Raw genomic sequence first — 21,654 nt, forward strand, 5'->3', positions numbered from 1 at the left:
TACAGGCTATGCGTCAATCGTGAATCTTTGGTCCTACTAAAATTATCTTAAAATCTGATTCTCTAGTATTGTTTTCCCATATTCTGTGTTGAATCTTGTCATAGATTTGGTGATAATAGGGAATGCGAGACTGATATCCAACTTTTGGTCAACTCATTCTACTATTGTAAAGGCAGGTTCAACCATGTTTTGTACGAAATGCGGGGTCAAACTAGAGGAGAATACGAAGTTCTGCACAAGCTGTGGCGCGCCTGCATCATCGCCAACAGTTTCTAATGCAGGGGGTAGCGCGCAAGCGCAGCCAACGGGGAATATACAAGCTGCACAAACAGAAATTACGCAGGCAAGCCGCGAAACGGCGGCAGCAATGTCGGTGGCACCATCGCCGCCAATGGCACAATCGCCGGGAGCGGTGGCAGCACAACCGACGGCAGCACCATCGGCCGTGCCAGCAAAGGCTGCTGCACCAACGCCACAACCGGCGGCGAATCCATCGCCATTAGCTGAGCGGGTGAAACGGCTAGGCGAAACGTTGGCCGGCAAGCGCCGAGTGCTCGTATGGTCGGCTGGCATCGTTGTTGCCGCCGTTATTGCGTTTTTCGCGTATGCATGGCTATTGAAATCGGATAGTGAGGCGCAGCTGTTTTATGTGAAAGACAATTCGATATTTTTCAAATCGGAAAGCATGAAGAAGAGCGTGGCGATCACGAAAGAGCTTCTGGATGACGCGGACAGCGATGATTTCGAAACAGACTTTGGCATGCCATCCTATGTCCAAGTCAACGACAGCCGCGACAAGCTATTTTTCCTCGACGAGATCGATCAAGAGGAAGAGACAGGCAGCCTCTTCATGAAGGAGCTAGGCGACGTTAGCGACAAGAAAGAGGATAAGGGGACGAGCATCTCCTCGAATGTTTCCAGCTTTAAGCTGGCGAACGATGGGGAGGTTGTCGCTTATCTGAAAGGCACCAACGACGAGAGCAAGCTCTACTTCAACGATATGAAGCAGGAAGTGCTCGTTGACCGCGATGTTACGTCCTACTATGTATCAGATGACGGCAAGCAATTAATGTACGTGGTGACGGATGAGGACCATTCTGAAACGTTATATGCAAGGCCCCTGAAGGAAGACGGCACGAAGACGAAGATCGATTCGGATCTCCATCATATCGTGACGTATACGGCAGATTTCAGCAAAGTTTATTACCAAAAAAACGACGATAGCGAAGACCACAACGCTGGCACATTATATGTTAAAGAAGCGGGCAAGGACAAGGTGAAGCTTGTGTCCGGCTTCGATTCGATCGTTTCGTCCAGCAGCGAGGGCAGCTTCTACTATATGAAGCAGGATGCCTCGATGGCGCATCTATACGATTTCGTCAATGATGACATGCTCAAGGAAGACCAGAAAACGGCCGAGCCGACCGAGCCAATCGAGCCATCCGAGACAAGCTTCCAGCGGCAGGTTGCCCAAACCGGGTACTGGGGCGATATCTACTATGACACCGTGACGGATTATGATGCGTACAACGAGGCTTATGACAAATACCGCAAGGCTTACGAAAGTTATTCTATCGCTAATGACAAATATAATGCGAAGGTGGAGCGGGATCAGCTGCGCGATGAGCTGAAGGCTGCGAAGCTGGAGGATACGAAGTCGTCCTTGTATCTGTTCGATGGGAAGAAAGAACAGCTTATTGCCAAAGACGTCGATCACACTTCGCTCTCGGATGTGAGCAATGGAATCGTCGTATATAACAAAATTGCAGCTTCCAAAATGAAAAAAATCGCGATCTCGACGATTTATAACACATCAGACGTAGAATCGGCTTACAGGGACCAAGACCTGTCGGATCCGAAACTGTACATTTCCGTTAAGGGCGGCAAAGAAGCAATGTTCTGGGACAAGCCCGATTATACGGCCGATGTGAACATAAGCGAAGATGGAACGAAGCTCTACGTGCTCGAAAGCAAGGATGGGGAAGAAGCGGGAGAACTGAAATCCTATACGGTTACTGCAAGCGGAGCGCAGGACAAGAAGACGGTTGCGAAGGACGTTGCCAAGTATGCTGTATCGGGCAACAATCTGCTCTTCTACTCGAATGTTACAGATAACGTAGGTGATCTAAACACTACCATTGACGGCACCAACAAAAAGATCGCCTCCGATGTGCAAGTTGGTTACACCCAAATGCTGGAGAACGCCAACACGCTAATCTACTACACGGACTACAGCGAGAAGAGCATGTCGGGTTCGCTTAATCTGTACGAGGGCGGCAAGTCCAAGAAGCTTGCCGACGATGTTTATGACTATCGTTACGTGAATGCTGATCTTATCTACTACATCTCGGATTATAGCAGCAGGAACAATTATGGCGACCTATGGGAGCTTCGCAAGGCGAAAGACAAGAAGCTGATTGACGATCAAGTCAATTTCTTCCTCTAGCAAACATTGCACGTGTATAGCAATATAATCTAATCTAGGAGAGTCGCAACTATTATGAAATGCTCACAATGTGGCGTGACGAACGAAAGCTCCAACCATTTTTGTAAGCAATGCGGCAATAATTTGCAGCAAATCAACTGCCAGCAATGCGGATCAGGCATGAAAGCCGACAGTGCCTTCTGCGGAAGCTGCGGCACCCCGCGCCAGGCGGCTAGCCCTGCCGAGCCAAGCGGCAATGCGGCGGTCCCGCCGGCTGCCGTTATTCCGCCTGCGGCAACGCTACCGGAAACAGCTGCACCAGCGCCCGGTGACGCAAATACTGCGCCTGCCGCAGGACCCGATGCGCCATCTGTGCCTTCGTTATCGAAGGCGCCAGCGCAACCTTTACCTTCACTCTCGAAGGGGCCAGAGCTATCAGAAACGCCTGCCACGCCAGAAACGCCTGCCGAGCCAGAGGCTGCCGCGGATTCGTCTGCTACAGTACCAGCCCAGGCATCGCCCTCACAGTCTGGGGTGAAGAAGAACAAGCTATGGATGTGGATCGCTACGGCTGCGGCAGCCGTTGTCATCATTGGCTTGGGTGCTTACCTGTTCACCTCCAAAGACAGTTCGCCTGTCGTCAAGGACGAACAAGCGTCCGCTGCTGCTTCCGGCGAACAGAAAGCAGATGAAGCGCCAGCGCCTAAGGGCTTGAAGCTCTCTATCGACGCAATCGATGCATCGAGCTACCCAACGATTAAGGTGAAGCTTGCAGTTGAAGAGGGATCCGGCGATGCCGATCTAACGAGCGGCCAAGTCGCCATTAAAGAAAACACGGTCGACCAGAAGACGGCGGAAGTGACTGCCAATACAGCGGACAAGACGTTCGAAGTCGTGTATGACACGACCGTATCGAACAGCAATCCGCCCAATGGCGAGCAGCGTGTCGTTGACCTGGCCATTGGCGACAACAAGCTATCGGAGTCTTACAAGTCCCCTAGCCAGAAGAAGCTGCACATCGATGATGTCAGCTACAACACGGACCAGTACCCGAAGGTGAATGTCTACTTCTCGCTCTATGATGAGAACAACCAATTAGTAGAAGACATGAATACGGTGAAGACAGCATTCACCGTTAGTGAAGGCGATAAGGCGACGAGCAACGCGACCTTCTCGAAGCTGACGGAGAAGCCGCAAGCGATCAGCACGAATCTCGTCATTGACGTAAGCGACAGCATGAGCGAGGATAACAAGCTGGCGAAAGTTAAAGATGCGGCTACCCAATTTTTGTCCCATGCATCCTTTGCTAGCAATGACGTGGTTGGCCTGATGTCCTTCTCGGATGCGAGCAACATTCGCCAATCCGAGTTTACAACAGAGATTGAATCGATTAAGAATACCATTGCGGGCATGCAGACAAGCGGCTGTACGGCATTGTATGAAGCGCTGAACCAAGCAGTCAGCAACACGGCTTATAACGCAGTCGAGGGCTCCAAGTACGTGGTCGTATTCACGGACGGCAAGAACACGATCTGTGATGGAACCAACTGGGTAAGCCCGAGCACGGTAATTAACAATGCGTTGCAATGGGGCGTTCCGATCTACGCGATTGGCGTCGAAGAGGATGCGGACCTGCAGCAAATTGCGGAGCAGACGAACGGCAAGTACCATGTGCTGGGCAATGATTTTACCGATCTTAATGCGATTTACAGTGATATTTATGCTAACAAGAAGAAGCAGTATGTTATTACGTATGACTCTTCTGTAGCGGACAAATCGCCGCGCCAAGTCGATATTAAGATGAACGGTGCAAACCTATATTCGAAAGCCTCAGCCATGGTTACGCCGAAGCTGCTGGACAACCGCCAAGTGTCCGAGGCGATGCAAAACTATCAAATCGCATGGTCGCAGGCAATGAATGCCCATTCGATGGATCCATTGCTGCCGTACATTACGACGACAACCAATACGAAGGACAAGTCCTCCGTCTTCAACATCGTCGACGTACAGATTAACGGGGATATTCAGCCTGGCGGCACGCGCACTGGTGGATTGGTTAATTTGCGTACGGAGTATGGGGAGTACGTCAACTATGCGATTCCAGACTATAAGCTAGTTAGCGCGAAGAAGATTTCCGATGACCGTTACCAGCTGCGCGTCGAGAAGCGTGTTCGCCGTGATGCGTTGCTGTTAGTTAACCATAACCAAGCTGCGCTCGGCTTGTATGATCCGTTGACCACATTCAAAGAAACGGCGTACACCTACAATGTCGTTAAGAGCAATGGAGCATGGAAGGTATCGACGGTTGAGGATGATGAAGCGGTGCCGGTATGTTACGTGGACGCTTCCTATCAAGAGAAATACGTTCGCGATGATCGCAAATCATCCAAGACGAGCGGCAACTGCCCTGGTGCAGCGTCTAACGAACGGTAAAAAGCAAACGAGGTCATGAATCATGAGAAGATATCATTTATTCTTATTCATTGGAGCAGTTATCATCATCGCCGCTGCGATTAATATGTTTACGAAGCATGATGAGCCAGCATCAGGCAGCCCGAAGGTGGAGGGGACAGCGGGCGTGACGCCGGATCCGGAAGCGGGTTCGGCTGAGGCCGGGCAGCCTTCTGTTCAGGAAGGCACGTCCCCAGATATGGATACGGGCAAAGGTTCAGGCGCTGGCACGGATGCGGAAACGAATGCAGACGGCGATTTAGAGGCGGCGAAGCAAGACGGGGAGCAGCCCGATCAACCCGGTCAGCCGGAAGGCAAGAGCGATGGCGAGCAGCAACCGGACGCAGCTGCTTCGGGCGATAGCGATGCCGAGCAAACGGAGACATGCTTATTGTATGTGAGCAAGGACCCGGCTACAGCGCTGAAGGATACGTTCGTGCCGGACAATCTTGTGGAAGTGAATGTTCCGACCGCCTATGACATCAAGGGCGAGCATGTGGAGAAGCTCAGCAAAGATGACCAGAATTCGCTGTACAACGAGAAGCTGATGGATGCGGAAGCAGCGGATGCGCTTGAGAAGCTGTTCGCAGCGGCGAAGAAGGATAAGATGGAGCTGTATGCTTATTCCGGTTATCGCAGCTATGCGACGCAGGAGCTTGTCTATCAGCGCAATGTGAAGAGGCTGGGGAAAGAAGAAGCAGACCGGGTGAGCGCAATCCCCGGGCATAGCGAGCATCAGACAGGGCTGACGATGGACATTACCTCCAAGGCGCTGATGGACATCTATAGCAAGAACAAAGATAAAAGCCCGTTAGTGAAAGACTTCGGCAAAGACCCGGAAGGGATCTGGCTGCGAGAGCATGCGCATGAATATGGATTCATTATGAGTTATCCAGAAGACAAAGAGGCCGTAACGGGATACAGCTACGAGCCTTGGCATTATCGGTATGTCGGTGTGGAAGCTGCTACGGACATCTATGAAGCGGGCGAGACGCTCGGCGAGTATGTGGCTGGAGGCTGCAAGCCAAGCAAACGAAAGTAATGGCGGCCAAAGAGGCGAGGGAGGCATCCCTTGCCTCTTTTTATTATGGGGATGTATCGCTAGCCATTGATGGAGGGCTAGAACGAACACGAAATGCTCGCTTGAGCAGGCATATTGGTTGGCGTGTGCCATAAATTAGTGATATTCGTGCCATGACACCATCCTTGGGGGGGATGCTGCCCGATGATCACCATTACTTTATGCCTGATTGTGAAAAATGAAGAGGATGTCCTGCGGCGGTGCCTTGATTCGGCAGCTGGCATTGCAGATGAGATCGTCATCGTCGACACGGGATCAACGGACCGAACGAAGGCGATCGCCGCTGCCTATACGGAGGCGATCTATGATTTTGAATGGATCGAAGATTTTGCTGCTGCACGCAACTTCGCCTTTAGCCAAGCGACATCGGCTTATATCTTATGGCTGGACGCGGATGACATCTTCCTTGAAGCCGACCGCAAGAAGCTGTTGGAGCTGAAAAGCTCGCTGAGCGAAGAGGTAGACACCGTCTCGATGAACTATCATTTATCGCAGGACGAGTATGGGCGGGTGACCCGCTCCCTTAGGCGAAACCGGCTGGTAAAACGGTCAAGAGGCTTCAAATGGGTCGGCGCTGTTCACGAATATTTAGAAGTATACGGCGTGTCGCTAGCGTCGGATATTGCTGTAACGCATGCGAGCTTGCGGCATGACCATGACCGGAATTTGCGCATTTATGAGAACCGGCTGGCAGCGGGGGAGGCGTTTGGCCCCAGAGACCTTTATTATTTTGCGAATGAGCTAAAGGATCATGCCCGTTATGAAGAAGCTATTGCGCAATACGCGAAGTTTCTCGGTACGGGAGAGGGCTGGGTTGAGGACAATATCGCTGCCTGCGGCAAGCTGAGCGACTGTTGCGCGGCAATCGGCAACTCGGAGCTGACGCTCGATTATGCGTTGTTGTCGTTCCGTTATGGCAGCCCGCTGCCCGAGTTTTGCTGCCGGATCGGGTTCTGGCATTTGAACAAGGGAGCTTATGCAACTGCGGCCTATTGGTATGAGGCAGCGCTTCAAGCGCCTAACCCTGAGCAAGCTTGGTCGCTCCGCAACCTATCCTGCGAGACCTGGCTTCCCCATCTGCAGCTATGCGTCTGTTATGACAAGCTGGGCGATTTGCAGAAGGCGTATCGGCACAACGAGCAAGCGCGAGCTTTTCGGCCAAACGATGCAGCCGTCCTGTATAACAAAGCTTATCTGGAAGGCCTGCTGTTTCCTGATGGGCAGCCATCCAATGAATAGTCCCAGCAAGACAGCCTGCTTGCCAAGAGGTTGTTTTTTTATTTCAATAGCAGGAAGCCCTTTACATTTAAATTAAACATGTCATAATGATAATATCAATTTGACTATATAAAACCAAGAGGTTGAAGGGAGCAGATCATGATAATGGCGAAAACCGATCCAAACGTGATGAAGGACCGGATCAAAGGAGGGCTGTATGGCGTAGCGGTAGGGGACGCGCTGGGCGGCACAACGGAGTTTATGAGCATGAAGGAAGTGAAGGCGGCCTATGGTTATTTGACCGAAATGATAGGCGGCGGCGTATGGCAGCTTGAGCCTGGCGAAGTAACGGATGACACGATGATGACGCTGTGCGTGGCAGAGGGGATTTTGGAACAGCCAGAGCATCCGGTGGAGGCGATCGGCGAGCGGTTTCTGGCGTGGTACAAGACGAACCCGAAGGACATCGGAAATATCATTCGCGCGGTATTTCAGAAGTATGATGGGAACTGGTTTGAAGCGGCAATTTTGACCGATCAGGATATAGGCCAAAGCGGGGGCAATGGCTCCTTAATGCGCTGTCTCCCGGTGGCGCTCGCTTACGCAAATTGGAAAGAAGCGGAGCGCGTGACACGTATGCAATCCCGGATGACGCACTATGATGAGCGCTGTGATGAGGCTTGCGTCATTTATAACCGCATCGCGTTCAGGCTGCTTGGGGGCGAGCCGTTACAGCCGGCTATCGAACAGGAGCTGATCGGCACGGATTACGAGGACCTGCTGGGGAATGAGCCGAACTGCGAGCCGAGCGGCTTCGTCGTCCATACGTTTCGCTGGGTTGCCCACATCTTGCTCACCAGCACAGATTTCAGTGATGCCGTGCAACGCGCAGCCAATCTAGGCGGCGACTCCGACACAATCGGCGCCATTGTCGGCGGGTTAGCTGGCATATATTATGGTTATGGCCAAATTCCGCAGGCGTATGCCGGCAAGATTTTGATCCGGGAACGGTTGGATGAGGTGGCAGAACGGCTTTATGCGTTGCGGGCAGCGGGGTGCTAGTGAAAATGCTCGTGTCGGTAGCAGCAATTGCTACGTTTGCCTTACAAGGGGCAGCATCGGTGTCGGCGCATGTAGCTCGAACAATTACAGTAAACATTAATGGGGCGTTTATTTCGACCGATAGCAGCCCGTTTATTGATTCTGGCCGAGTGATGGTTCCGCTCCGTACGTTAGCTTCGCTTGGATTAACTTATGTATGGGATGCTGCAAGCCATACCGCAGAAATTACGAATGCATCCCATGATGTGGTGAAGGTGACGGAAGCCTTATCGACTGCTTATATTAATGGACAAGCGACTGAGTTGGATGTTCCAGCGAACAATTACGGTGGGCGAATCATGGTCCCTGCCCGATTCGTAAGCGAGGCGTTTGGCTTTAAGGTTAAGTATGAGAAAACGCGTGGCATTTTGTTTGTAAAGGATGCAGATTACCGAGTGGATGCTAGTAAGTTGGCCTCAGCAGACCTTAAAGAGGCTCGCCTAGCTGCGATTTCATTGCCGATTGCTTATTCTTTCATTCCAGCTAGTAAGGCTGAGAGTGACCAATACGAGGAGTACTCCTACACTTTTGCTAGTGGGGATGCTTCCCGTTACACCTACGCTACCCCTATCGCTACAACGCTTGTTGAGGTGAAAGATGGAGTTGCTAGAGCAGTTTGGCAATTCAAATTGTTAAGAACCCATAGCGCGGATGTAACCTTGGCAGGCAGCAAGCCTTCTTATGACGTAACGGAGCTATATGGAACGTATTTTGGCCACAAATCAAACGGTAAGAATGAAGCGTCCTATATCGACAAGGATGGCGATAGAAAATGGTTTGCTTTTTCTATGAACAATTATGGTGATATTATTCAGGCTATTCCCGAGGACTAATTATATTGATAGATTCCAGCATCTACGTTATAATTCTGGAAATTAATGTAGGGGGATTCTGCTATGAAATTCGTAATCCTGTTTGGCCCACAAGCGGTTGGCAAAATGACGGTCGGCCGCCATCTCGCGGAAACGACTGGCTTGAAGCTTTTTCACAATCATATGACGATAGAGATGCTGAGCCCGATTTTTGATTTTGGGCCGGAGACGTGGCGGCTTACGGATTCGATTCGCATGCAAGTTTTTGAGGCGGTATCCCGGAGCAGTCTAGATGGACTAATATTCACCTATGTATGGGCATTTAATGTTCAGAGCGATAGTGAGTATATCGATAAAATTTGCGCAATCTTCGAGTCGCAAGGCAGCGAAATTTATCTGGTAGAGCTCGAAGCTGATTTGGATGAAAGGCTAGAACGAAATAAAACCCCGTATCGCCTCGAACAGAAGCCTTCCAAACGAAATTTGGAGTGGTCTGAACAAGATTTATTAAGCTCGACGGAGCAGTATCGGTTGAATTCTCTGGAAGGGGAAATTACGCGAAAAAATTATTTGCGCATCAATAACACCCACTTGAAGCCAGAGGAAACAGCGGCTTTGATTAAAGAAACGTTTGGCTTGTAACGAGCGAAAGTTGAGTATTTTACCATATTTAGGAGCATTCTAAAGACCGATCAAACAGCGGCGTCTAACAGGCGCGCGTAGAGAGAGGACGGTCCATATGAAATTATTGACCACTTTATTAGAGGTGTTCAACCAAGCAAAGTATCCCGTTACCGGCCATGGAAAGCGGAATGTGCAGGTGCTGAAGGAAGCGCTGGCGCATTACGATGGCGAATTGGATAGCGATGTGTATGGCTTAGGCGCGGTAATCGAGCCGTTCCAAGAGCGGATGGCGAAGCTGCTCGGCAAGCCGGCGGCGGTATTTTTCCCCAGCGGCACGATGGCGCAGCAGATCGCCCTTCGTATCTGGTCGGATGGGGCGGGCAGCAAGAAGGTGGCGTACCATCCGCTCTGCCACCTTGAGATTCATGAGAAGGACGGCTTGAAGGAACTGCATCATCTTGAGCCAGTTTTGTTGGCGGACATGACGAGGCCAGTACGGTTGGCGGATGTCACCAGCATGGAGGAGCCCGTAGCTTGTGTATTGCTAGAGCTGCCTCAACGGGAGATCGGCGGGCAGTTGCCGCCCTACGAAGAGCTGGTGGAAATATCGGCGTACTGCCGCGGGAAGGGGATCAAGCTCCATCTCGATGGGGCGCGATTGTTCGAGGTTCTTCCATATTATGGCGTCACAGCAGAGGCGGTTTGCGGCTTGTTCGACAGCGTGTACATTTCGTTTTACAAAGGGCTCGGCGGCATTGCAGGTGCGGTGCTGGCGGGCGAGTATGATTTTGTGGAAGAGTCTAAAGTGTGGAAACGGCGGCATGGCGGCGATCTGATCAGCCTTTATCCATATATCCTTAGCGCGGAGTATTACATGGAGCGGCGGTTGCCTCGCATGGCGCAATATTATGGGGAGGCAAAGGAGCTGGCAGCGTTGTACAACGGCTGCTCGGCAATTACAACGGTCCCTAGGGTTCCTGTATCCAATATGTTCCACGTCCATTGCGAGCTGGCGAAGGAGGTGCTGGAACCGATACTCATCGCTGTGAGCGAAGAGACAGGTGTGGGCTTCACGCATGTGCTTCGGGAGAAGGACGGCGGAGGCTGCTGCTTCGAGGTGAGCATCGGAGACCGCTATGCCGAGCTGCCGAAAGAGGAGCTGCGGGACGCTTTTCGCGTGCTGGATGAGCGTGTGCGTGGCGAAACGGAGTAAGTGGATGCGGCGGCGCCGATCGCTCCCGTTTCGAACAAGCATCAGGATTCTAACGGACTCCACAGCCTCTATTGCTCCGAATTTGACACATCTGCTATTCTAATGGACTCAAGAGGCGTTATTGCCGCCATTTCAGCTGAAATATCGGCATTTGTTGCAAAATAACGTCTCCTCAGTCCGTTACAATCTCAAACCGCCGCTTTTTCGCCAAATAACGCCCGATGGGTCCGTTAGAGCGCGATATTGGTTGCCCAGCGGCGCCAGCGGCTCAATAGGGTAGAGAAACCTGCCCTATCGGCCGCCCAGTGGAGCCAACAACTCGAAATGTCCCGGTGATCAGCGTATAATTTGGGGAGTATGGCAAGCCATACAGCGATTTTGGGGCATGAGGAGTGATCCAGTTGAAGCAAAGGCAATATGGCAATACGGGCAAGCAGGTTTCGGAGATTGGGTTTGGCGCGTGGCAGCTCGGCAACCGGCAGGACTGGGCGGCTATGGGGGATGAGGATGCCATCGCTCTCGTCCATCAAGCACTGGAGAGAGGCGTGAATTTCTTCGACACTGCTCCGAATTATGGGCTTGGCCGCAGCGAAACGCTGCTTGGCATCGCGCTTGCCGGCAAACGCAGCAAAACCGTCATTAACACCAAATTCGGCCATGGAGCAGACGGCACAACCAACTATGATCCAAGCAGCATTCGCATTTCGGTTGAACAAAGCTTGCGCCGGCTGCGTACGGACTACGTGGATTCCGTTCTCATTCATAACCCGCCGTTTGACCATCTCGATGGAAAACTCGGCCACTTTGAGATATTCAGCCAGCTGAAGCAGGAAGGCAAGTTGCTCGCTTATGGCGCTTCGGTAGACTCCAGCAAAGAAATGCTAGAGCTGATTCAGCATACAGAAGTTAATGTTATTGAAGTGTTGTTCAACATCTTCGCGCAAGAAACTGCCGAAGCATTCCAACTGGCGAAAGAGAAGAACATTGCACTGATCGTAAAAATTCCGCTCGACTCCGGCTGGCTGTCTGGCAAATATAACGCGCAAAGCACATTCGAGGGCGTACGCAAACGGTGGTCACCGGAAACGATTGCGAAGCGTGCAGCGCTCGTGGACAAGATCCGTTTCATCTCGGACGAGCAGACGTCGATGACGACGGCGGCGCTCCGCTTCATTCTCGCATATCCTGAAATCGCGACCGTAATTCCGGGAACGCGCAATATCGCGCAGCTTAACGAGAACGTTGCAGCGAGCGATGCCCCGATGCCGCAAGACCAAGTGCGCCAGCTTCAAGAGCTGTGGGACCAAGAGATCCGCTTCCAAAATCTCGGCTGGTAATTCGCGTTTAGCAAAAGCTTCCGTATCGCCGATCAAGGGGATTCGGAAGCTTCTTTTTTATAAAAAGTTGTAACGAATCGCCCTTAAGCAAGTCTTATGTCTGGAGGAGGTGAGAATGTGACGCATTTTGAGCAAGTATACAATCAATATTTCAAGGATGTTTACCGGTTTGTGTTGTCGCTTTGCAGAGACCCGGCAGTAGCCGAAGAGTTAACACAGGAAACGTTTTATAAGGCTTTAAGCAGCATTGGTCAATTCAAGGGCCATTGTAAAATTAACGTTTGGCTGTGCCAAATCGCTAAACATACATACTTTTCCTATGCGGAGAAGCAAAAGCGGTTCGTGGTTCACGAAACAACGGAGACGGCAAGTGAGCTGAATATCGAGCAACTAATGCTTAGCAAAGAAGAGGCTTTTCGTATTCATAAGGCTTTGCATCGTTTGGAGGAGCCTTATAAAGAAGTGTTTACGTTAAGGGTGTTTGGTGAACTGGCGTTTGCGCAGATCAGCCAAATTTTCGGGAAAACAGAAAGCTGGTCAAGAGTTACATTCCATCGATCCAAACGAAAGGTACAAGACTTGTTAGAGGAGGATGAGGAGTATGGAAGCAGTCCCATGCGAAATCATTAAAGATTTGTTGCCTTTGTACGCGGATGAAGTATGCAGCGCTGAAAGCGCGGGATTGGTTGAAGGCCATCTGGCACAATGCGAGAACTGCCGAGTGGAGCTGAACAAAATCAAGGCGGCGATTCACCTGCCCCAAGAGATTGTTGTAAAACATGAGAACGAAGCCGCAGCGATCAAAGGGATCGCAGGCTTTTGGAGAAGGTCCAAATTAAAAGCGTTTGCTCTTGGGTTGCTCGGCGCTGCGCTGCTGTTTGGCGTTTATGTGGGCTTGTTTCAGTGGAAGATTATGAAATTGCCTGCGGGGAGAATTGAAATTTCGGAGGTGAGCAAATTATCGGATGGAACAATTGTCTACCTAATGAAGGTGAAGGATGAGTATGACATCAATTTCATAAAGTATGATATGGACGCAGATGGCAATTTTTATTTAACCCCTCTTCGGCCAGTCGTAAAATCAAAGGCAATAGTTGACCGGTTTCAAAATTGGCATCAGGACATCGAACACGAGAAGTATCTTTATAAAGAGAAATATGGCAAGGGCCTCAAAGCGATCTATTACCGAACGTCTGGCGAGGACGTGTTAGTCTGGAAAGAAGGAATGGAAGTGCCAGCTGCAAGCAAAGAAGTGGAAGCCGAATTCCATGAAGCGAACGGGACACGATAGCATAACAAAAACAGCGGCAGCCTATGGTGCAGTTTCAAGCCATTGGGCGAGCCGCTGTTTCTTTTATTTAATGATGAAATAATCGGATATTCGAATAAGCCATGGCCATTCCGTATTCGTTGGCAGCTTCTATCACTTGTTCATCGCGCAGGGAGCTTCCCGTTTGCACGACGTACCTCACGCCACTTTGAGCCGCCCGGTCAATATTGTCGCGGAAAGGCAGAAACGCGTCGGAAGCGTAAGACACTTCGCTCAACCCTGCCAGCCAATGCTGTTTCTCCGCTTTCGTAAGCCGTGCAGGCACCACGCCAAAATATTGTCTCCATTGCTTTTCTTCCGCAGGCGTAAAATCCTCATTCGTCCAGCCGTCAATGGCATTATTGATTTCAGCACGGGACAGCCCAGCGCGGAAATCCATTTGTTGCACGATTGGATGCTGCCTTAACCGCCAGTTATCCGCTTTTCCAGCTGCAAGCCGCGTGCAATGAATCCGCGATTGCTGCCCTGCGCCAATGCCGATCGTTTGCCCATCAAGCGCGAAACAAACGGAGTTGGACTGTGTGTATTTGAGGGTAATCATCGCAACTAGCAGATCCCTCTTGGCGTTATCGGGAATGTGCCGTTGCTGCGTTACAAGGTGATTGAAAATTTCCTCTGAAATCTCGGCTTGGTTTCTTTCTTGTTCCAAGGTGATGCCGAACACGGTTCTTTGTTCAATAGGATGTGGCTCATAATCAGGATCGATCGCCAAGATAAGATAGTTTCCGTTCTTTTTCCTTTTTAAAAGGGCAAGGGCATCCTCGTTATAGCCTGGCGCGACAATGATGTCGGAAACTTCTTTCATAAGTAAATTTGCAACTGTCACATCTACGTTGTCACTAAAAGCCGCACAGTCACCGAACGATGACATCCGATCCGCCCCTCTGGCTCTTGCGTAAGCGACAGCCAATGGAGAAAGCGTCAAGCCTTCAACAAAATAAGATTGGATAAGCGAGTCAGAAAGCGGGGAATACACAGCTGCTCCGGCTGGGCTTACATGCTTAAAGGAGGCTGCTGCCGGTTGGCCAATGCGTTGCCGAAGTTCGCGAACAAGCTGGAATGCATGGAGTGCATCCAAGAAGTTAATGTAGCTTGCCTCCCCATTTAAAATCGTGAAGGGCAGTTGTTCGTTGGAAAAAAGCCTAGCCTTCGTTTGATGTGGATTCATCCCATACCGCAAATTAACTTCTTTCATCTCCAAAACTCCTCTCAGAAAATGAAAAAAGTATTCAGACTTGAAGTCCGAATACTTTGCCCAGGCGTACGGCTGTTATGCTGTGTGCTCCCTCATGGTTCACCATGTTCGCGCCAGTAACACACAGATTCCTTCTTAAGCAGATTTTACGAAATAGATTGATGAATTACAAGTTTTTGCTAGATTTAGTGCGTTATAGCGGCTCTGATATCCGTTTGAAATGGAAAACGAAGATAGTTCTTGAATCATATTTTTTCTTGTTTTTTTATGAAAATAGTAGGAAAATTAATAGTCGGAAATATACGAGTTTCGGATTTGGATGGATAGATTGTAATTGTAATAGGATGCAACATGATATAGGAGGAGAAAAGTAATGATTTTACAGCTCAAAACAGCATTACAATCAAGAAGAAGGCATTTCCGCTTGATGATGTTCATTGCGATTGCAGCAGCGGCCATTGTGCTAGGCTGGAACGGAAGCAAGGCATCCGCCGCGAATACGCTGGATCAAGGAACGGGCCCGACACATCCGTCCACAATAGGAGGCAGTAATTATATTGGGCAGAGCTTTACCGCGGGCATGACGGGCACGATGTATGAGTTGGATTTGTTTGTCACTCAGGTTAGTCCGCCAGCCGGTACTACATTGATTATCGAAATTCATGATGGAGAAAATCCAAACGGCACGTTGTTGGGATCCAGAACGCTCTCCTATAACGAAGTGCTAGCCTTGCCAGGTTCGCCAGGCGGCAAGTTTACGGTTACTTTCCGAGATGGCATTAACGTTACCGCAGGCAATAAGTATACGATTATGATTCACTCGTCTCCTGGTACGGGGCAAGTAACGATGCATATGTTTGGTACAAATGTGTATAGTGGCGGGCAGAGCTATTATTACGGCACATTCAATTCAAGCTACGATCTGGCATTCCAGACCTATGTCTCCGATTCGTATCGGAGCTATATTCCGTCGCTTATTGTGCCGCCGATTGTGAGCACATATGGCCAGGCGGCTCCGTTTACAGCAACCTTAATGGTGGACGGCGAGCCGCTGGCGAACAAGTATGTTACATTTTCCGTTGATGGAAATGCAGTTGGCACTTTTGGTACGAACGCATCTGGCGTGGTTAACGTTAATTACCTTGCTCTTTTATCGGCGGGAACGCATACGGTGAATGTTTCATATGCAGGAGCCTACCCTTATTACGCGGCTAGTGCATCCACCACGCTAACCGTGAATAAAGCGGACTTGACCGTAACGGTTCAGCCTAAAACGAAAGTTTATGGCGATAACATGCCACTTGCGACGGCAACCTATACCGGAGCTGTGACAGGCGACTTGCCTGCGATCACAGGAGCAACCGTATTCACGATTGGAGCGGGCAGCGCCACCGGCGTTGGCACGTATCCGATTACGGCATCCCTTGGCAGCTCACTGAGCAATTATAATGTCACGTATGTTCCTAGCACGTTGGAGATTACGCCTGCGCCGCTGAGCGTAACCGTACAGAATGATTCCCGTGTTTATGGAACAGCTAATCCTTCGTTCACTGCTTCGATTACAGGGTTGAAAAATAGCGACAGCATGACAGCATCGTTCGCGACCGCTGCGGACGTCAGCAGTGCGGTTGGCGGTTATGCGGTAACGCCTTCCCTGAATCCTGTGAGCGGCAGCTTGAGCAACTATGCAGTTACGGCAACACCGGGAACGTTGACAGTGACGAAGGCGTCGTTGAGCGTAGCTGCATCGGACGCTTCGCGCCAATATGGCGCAGCCAATCCGGCATTTGCAGGAACGCTAACGGGCGTAGTGAACGGCGATAATATTACGGCTTCCTATACGACAGCTGCTGACGCGAGCAGCTCGGTTGGCGGTTATGCTATAACGCCGCAGTTAAACGATCCAACAAGCAAGCTAGGCAACTATGATGTAACGGCAACACCAGCGACGTTGATGGTGACGCAAGCTCCGCTGAACGTAGCTGCATCGAATGCTTCACGCCAATATGGCGCAGCCAACCCACTCTTCACTGGTTTATTGTCGGGATTGCGTAATGGGGATGCAATTACTGCCTCCTATACGACAACAGCGGATGCGAGCAGCCTGATAGGCGACTATCCAATTGCACCGCAATTAGCCGACCCTTCAGGCAAACTGGGCAACTATACGGTTACAGAGACGCCAGCGACGTTAACCGTAACGAAAGCGCCTTTGGCTGTGACAGCTGATGATTTCGCCCGTTGGCTGAACGAGCCAAATCCGTCTTTAACCGGGACGCTCACAGGCACATTGGCGACGGATGGCATAACGGTGCAATACGTAACTTCAACGGTTCAAAACAGCCCGGTTGGGACCTATCCGATCACGCCGGAGCTAGACGATCCTAACCATCGGTTAGCGAACTATAACGTTACAACGACGCCGGCTGTATTGACGGTGTACGCTAAGCCAGCTCCAGCCTTCGCGGCAGGGGACAGCGTGGCATCCGTAACGAAGAATATCCAGCTTCCGGCAGTCGATGAAGGAGGCAATACGCTCAACTGGACATCGGCGGACAATAGCTTGCTTGACCCCGCAACGGGCAGCATTCATCGCCCATCCTTCACGGTTGGCGACAAACAGGTGACGTTAGAGGCTTCTGCGACGGTGAACCATATGGCTGTTTCGGTGTCCTATGTGCTTACAATTAAAGCTGCCGCAATGACGGATGAGGAAGCTGTAGCGCTGGATAAGGGCTTGCTCACTATTGGTTATGCAGCAACTGAGAATGAATCGAATGTCAGAAGCAAAGTATCGCTGCCGGCAGTTGGAGTGAACGGTTCGGTTATTACTTGGGCATCCTCTGAGGCTGGTTATGTGAATCCACAAACAGGTGCCGTTCAGCAGCCATCGAACACGAGCGGTGACCAACGGGTAACCCTTACTGCAACGATCACAAGGGGCGCAGTGACGGAAACGAAAGTGTTTCAATTAACCGTCCTTCATGACCTGTCGTTAATCGTTCAGCCCGATCAGCCGTCGGGGTTGTATCTGGATATCGTGGACAGCCAAGGAAACAGCAAGCGAATTAACATCTCACAAGCGGACGCGACAGCGGGAACGATTCACATCGATGCTGGCCAAGCAGATATCGGAATTGAAGTGAGCGCCGAGGTCGTGGACAAGCTGCGCAAAATCAATGGGGCGTTCAAGCTGCTCGTAACGACGCCAGCAGGCTCGATCACGATTCCAGCTACGGCCTTTGATTCGAAAGCTATCGTGCGCTATACCGTTCATGTAGGCACGGCGGCATCCCAATCGATGCAGGCAGCACTGGCCCAGCAGCAAGTGAATGTACTGGCTGGACCTGTTGCATTCCAGTTTGCAACGGTTAATAGCAAGGGACTGAAGATCGACAAACAAGCATTCCAAGGAAAAGTAACGCGCTCCATTGTTACGGATAAAACGAATTTAGATTCCAGCGCTGTCGTTGTGCGGTGGGATGACAAAATACAGGCGTTCAGCTATGTGCCAGCCCAGTTCCAATTGGCTGATGGCAAACTTATCGCAACATTCAATAGCAATGAGACAGGCGTTTACCTATTCGTGAACCGTCCGGTGCTCTTCAACGATCTGGTTCAGCATTGGGCGAAGGAAGATGCGGAGTGGTTGGCTTCCCGCTTCATTATTGAGGGGCGCAGCACAGGCCAATTCGATCCGAACAGCGGGTTGACGCGTGCAGAGACGGCCGCATTGCTTGTTCGTGCGCTCGGCATTTCAGGCATGGAAGCAGACGCAACATTCTCGGATATTTCGGGCAAATGGTATGAGCAAGCCGTTGCCTTGGCTGCGCAAGCAGGCTTGGTAACAGGTTATGAGGATGGTACGTTCCGTCCGAACGCGAAAGTGACGCGTGAAGAGTTGGCGCTTATGATTACGAGAGCTATTGCCTATTCGGGCGTTAACGCACAGGCGGCTCAAGGCGCACAAGGCGGCAAGCTGGTGGATGCGGATAGCATCTCTGCATGGGCGGCCGATGCTGTTCAGCAAGTGCTGGACCTCGGCATCGTCAAGGGCGATCCTAACGGCAGCTTCCGCCCGCAGGATACGGCAACGCGGGCGGAGATGACGGTTATGCTGCGGCGATTGTTAGAGGCGTTGCAATACGCGTAGCGTTTTGTAAGAGCAATGAAAACACCTTCAAGAGGATCCCGCGTGCAAGGGGAGGACAATCTTGGAGGTGTTTTTGTGTTGTTGAAATTTTAACGGAACGAGCGGACCTTATTTGATCAAAATCAGCCGCATTTGTATGCTAACGGACCGAGCAGCCGTTATTTAGCCCTTATCGCTCTCACAAAGCAGCAAAATGGTGAAATAACGGCTGTGGAGTCCGTTACAATTGGAACAGGCACTTTTAGAGGGATATAGCGGCTGTGAGGTCCGTTAGAAAGAAACTGTCTCTATAGAGCTGCTTGGGGAAACGCTCATTTTCATGTGTTTTATCGCCAATATTTTCTAGTGTTGAAACATTTCAGAAGAATCTTTCGTGTAAAATAAGTAGATACATAGTTTGGGAGGAATAGGATGTCGGCGAGTTTCAACTCACTATCACGGAAAACACGTAAAGGTACTGCTAGTGACATGATCGCAATCGTTATTGTCCTTGCAGTTATCGCCGTGATCGCATATGTTAGCGGGATTTTGAAACCTGAATCGGGCGGGGGGAACATACTGCCATCGGACGGGCAAACGGTTGGGCAGATCGTGAACTTGGCAAACTTAGGCATCGAGGAATCGACGCATCGCCATATTACTAAGCTTCATAAGCAGTTCAATGCGCATCTTGGATATGGCGAGTGGGAGAAGCTTGACGGTGAAGGCTGGGACGCAATGGCGAAGGAAGGGTTGCTCGACCCTATGGTTTACTTGAAGTTAGGCGACGAGCTGGCCAAACTGGAGGGCGCAGAGGATGATATGACGACGCTTGCGATTTTGGCGAAGCATGCGAGCGATCATCAAGACGTTCAATCGATCCTGTATATGCACCGAATCTTGCAGGATTTTGATTACTGGATTCTTGCCGACGAGCCGAGCGATGGCGAGTATTGGGGCGTAACACAAACGTATCCGAACTATTCGCTAAAACCGCTAACGCAAGACGCGAAGGAGATCATCGCCTTTACGAAGTCAAAATAAAGACGGACCGACATTAGTCGCCCGTCTGATTGCGCAGAAAAACCTGCCCTAAACGCCCTGTCGGCGGGCAATCCGCCCGAATAGGGCAGGTATTGCTGCCCCCTAACACAAAAAAGGCTGTCGAGACTTTCTCGACAGCCAAACGGGCCAGCATTCCCCGGACGAATATTCGTTTGCGCAGCGCGCTGCCTGCCTATTACTTTCCAAGCGTATAAGGCAGCTTAAACGTCCACAGCTCCGTGCCGTTCGTCGCCAGCTTGCTGTCTACGCCGAAGTCGTTATCGTTCACGATCGCCAGTGTGTTGCCGTTGATGAGCGATACGCCTTCGATTTTCTCATACGGGAATTTGAATTCTACTGCGTCCAGAACGGTACGTTTGGAAGCTGGCAGGATGTTGTTTGCTTTGAGATCGCCAATCGTCATTTGCTCTAGCGTCTTGCCAGCTGTCTTCTCATCATCGTATTTGCCGAGAATGTTCGTCGCGTCCGACAGGTTGATTGCGTAGATACGCTTCAACTGCGCATTGTCGCCGGAGAACTTGTCGCGTTCGTCAATGAGCAGCGTGTTTTCGTTGACGACCACCATATCGGATACGACGATGTCGCCTTGTACGAGATCCTTAAATTGTGTAGCGTCTTCGAGCTGGTAGACGAACTCGGCTACCGGCTTCAGCGTCGACAGGTCGAACTTAATAATGCGCACTTGGCGGGAGTTGTCCATGTCCTTGTTCGGGTTGCGCAGCGCATTTTGCATCGCCATGAACATGTATTTGCCGTCCGGCGTAATGCCAACTGCTTCTGCACCGCGGTTTTGGCGCAGCTTGTTGTAGACGGCTGGGAGTGTCTCGCGTGCAGGCACGAGCGTGGACTGGGCTTGGGATGCCCAGCCGCTTGGCACAATGCGCTCGATGAGCGTTCCGTCACGTTTGACGTGAACGATCGATGGGCCATACTCATCCGAAATCCAGAACGTGTCGTCCTTCGCGTTATAAGCCAAGCCTTCGATATCAAGGCCGTATGGATCGTAGGACAGCTCTTTCTCGCCTTTCGTGTCAAATGGCGCTTCGTCGCGTCCCTTAATGTTAGGCAAGCCCGTAATGTTCGCTTTGCCCGACACCGGGTCAACGCCGTTCACATGCAGCGGGAATTGGTCGAGAATTTGAATCTCGCCGTCTGCGATTTTGATTTTATAGATGCTAGGCGTGTAGCCTGCGAGCGGGAACGTGCGCACCAGCTTGCCGTTTACGTCCACTTGGCCGTTCGGCCCGCGGTCAGCCGTCGAGTAGAACACGTTGTCCGGATCGCCTGGAAGATGCGTCAACGAGGAGCCGACGCCCATTTTGATGCCTTGTGCGAGGTCGGCCGCTTTCAATGAATATTTGCCTGTCAATTGAGGCTTGTCCGTCATTGCAACGCTGCGGCGGAAGTCGTCCCAATCGACGTATTTGCCAGTCGTTTCGCCCAGTGCGCGAACTGGCATGTACAGATGCCCGTCAATATTTACGGCGGAGGACGATGGCGTAATCGAATCTCCGTTATTCGAGTACGTGATGCCTTCAGCAGGCGTGCCGCTCAGTGCTGCTGCCGATGCAATGCCGATCCCTGCTGTAAGTGTAAGTGCTGCGGTTGCAGTGACCATCCATTTTTTCTTAATCATGAACGTGAATTCTCCCTTCGAGCCGTTAGGCTCT

Annotated in this window: 15 protein-coding genes and 1 riboswitch; of the genes, 13 read left to right on the top strand and 2 right to left on the bottom strand. The window is 51.0% G+C overall.

The window, feature by feature from the left end:
* Positions 1-184: 184 nt before the first annotated feature.
* The 11 genes from GON22_RS06390 (at position 185) to GON22_RS06440 (ending at position 13,553) form a co-directional block, all read left to right on the top strand.
* Positions 185-2,446 carry a zinc ribbon domain-containing protein gene (locus GON22_RS06390; protein WP_160395274.1) on the top strand — a complete coding sequence of 754 codons (2,262 nt, stop codon included), beginning with the start codon at positions 185-187 and terminating at the stop codon, positions 2,444-2,446.
* A 54-nt stretch (positions 2,447-2,500) separates the two neighbouring features.
* The gene (locus tag GON22_RS06395) at positions 2,501-4,858 is read left to right on the top strand and encodes a VWA domain-containing protein (RefSeq protein ID WP_160395275.1); all 2,358 of its coding nucleotides are present in this window, start codon (positions 2,501-2,503) and stop codon (positions 4,856-4,858) included.
* Positions 4,859-4,880: 22 nt separating this feature from the next.
* Positions 4,881-5,918 carry a M15 family metallopeptidase gene (locus tag GON22_RS06400; protein WP_160395276.1) on the top strand — a complete coding sequence of 346 codons (1,038 nt, stop codon included), beginning with the start codon at positions 4,881-4,883 and terminating at the stop codon, positions 5,916-5,918.
* A gap of 183 nt (positions 5,919-6,101) precedes the next feature.
* Entirely contained in the window at positions 6,102-7,196 is a 1,095-nt protein-coding gene (locus GON22_RS06405) for a glycosyltransferase family 2 protein (protein WP_160395277.1), read from the top strand.
* 138 nt (positions 7,197-7,334) lie between these two features.
* Positions 7,335-8,237, top strand: coding sequence for an ADP-ribosylglycohydrolase family protein (locus GON22_RS06410; RefSeq protein ID WP_237179044.1), 903 nt, complete (start codon positions 7,335-7,337; stop codon positions 8,235-8,237).
* Positions 8,238-8,242: 5 nt separating this feature from the next.
* Entirely contained in the window at positions 8,243-9,109 is an 867-nt protein-coding gene (locus GON22_RS06415) for a copper amine oxidase N-terminal domain-containing protein (protein WP_237179052.1), read from the top strand.
* 63 nt (positions 9,110-9,172) lie between these two features.
* A complete protein-coding gene (locus tag GON22_RS06420) occupies positions 9,173-9,730 on the top strand; it encodes an AAA family ATPase (protein ID WP_160395279.1) in 558 nt (185 codons plus the stop codon).
* A 97-nt stretch (positions 9,731-9,827) separates the two neighbouring features.
* Positions 9,828-10,925, top strand: a complete 1,098-nt coding sequence (locus GON22_RS06425; protein WP_160395280.1) for a threonine aldolase family protein — start codon at positions 9,828-9,830, stop codon at positions 10,923-10,925.
* Between the two features lie 392 nt (positions 10,926-11,317).
* The gene (locus GON22_RS06430) at positions 11,318-12,262 is read left to right on the top strand and encodes an aldo/keto reductase (protein WP_336604269.1); all 945 of its coding nucleotides are present in this window, start codon (positions 11,318-11,320) and stop codon (positions 12,260-12,262) included.
* Between the two features lie 117 nt (positions 12,263-12,379).
* A complete protein-coding gene (locus GON22_RS06435) occupies positions 12,380-12,892 on the top strand; it encodes a sigma-70 family RNA polymerase sigma factor (protein WP_160395282.1) in 513 nt (170 codons plus the stop codon).
* Positions 12,864-13,553 (top strand): zf-HC2 domain-containing protein, encoded by a 690-nt coding sequence (locus GON22_RS06440; protein ID WP_160395283.1) that lies wholly within the window; start codon positions 12,864-12,866, stop codon positions 13,551-13,553. Before GON22_RS06435 ends, GON22_RS06440 begins: the two co-directional genes overlap by 29 nt.
* Positions 13,554-13,620: 67 nt before the next feature.
* Here the strand turns inward: GON22_RS06440 and GON22_RS06445 are convergent, their stop codons facing one another.
* Positions 13,621-14,787, bottom strand: a complete 1,167-nt coding sequence (locus GON22_RS06445) for a phosphoribosylaminoimidazolecarboxamide formyltransferase (RefSeq protein WP_237179045.1) — start codon at positions 14,785-14,787, stop codon at positions 13,621-13,623.
* 51 nt (positions 14,788-14,838) lie between these two features.
* Positions 14,839-14,918, bottom strand: a riboswitch (ZMP/ZTP riboswitch).
* Between the two features lie 242 nt (positions 14,919-15,160).
* Between GON22_RS06445 and GON22_RS06450 the strand changes: the two genes are divergently transcribed.
* Together GON22_RS06450 and GON22_RS06455 are read left to right on the top strand one after the other, a co-directional pair.
* A complete protein-coding gene (locus tag GON22_RS06450) occupies positions 15,161-18,940 on the top strand; it encodes an MBG domain-containing protein (RefSeq protein ID WP_160395284.1) in 3,780 nt (1,259 codons plus the stop codon).
* 411 nt (positions 18,941-19,351) lie between these two features.
* Positions 19,352-19,963, top strand: coding sequence for a hypothetical protein (locus tag GON22_RS06455; RefSeq protein WP_160395285.1), 612 nt, complete (start codon positions 19,352-19,354; stop codon positions 19,961-19,963).
* A gap of 196 nt (positions 19,964-20,159) precedes the next feature.
* Here GON22_RS06455 and GON22_RS06460 read toward each other — a convergent pair whose 3' ends face one another.
* Entirely contained in the window at positions 20,160-21,620 is a 1,461-nt protein-coding gene (locus tag GON22_RS06460; protein WP_202113115.1) for an esterase-like activity of phytase family protein, read from the bottom strand.
* Positions 21,621-21,654: the final 34 nt, after the last annotated feature.

The sequence above is a fragment of the Paenibacillus sp. MMS18-CY102 genome (assembly GCF_009789195.1).
In the GTDB taxonomy this organism is placed as follows: domain Bacteria; phylum Bacillota; class Bacilli; order Paenibacillales; family Paenibacillaceae; genus Paenibacillus_T.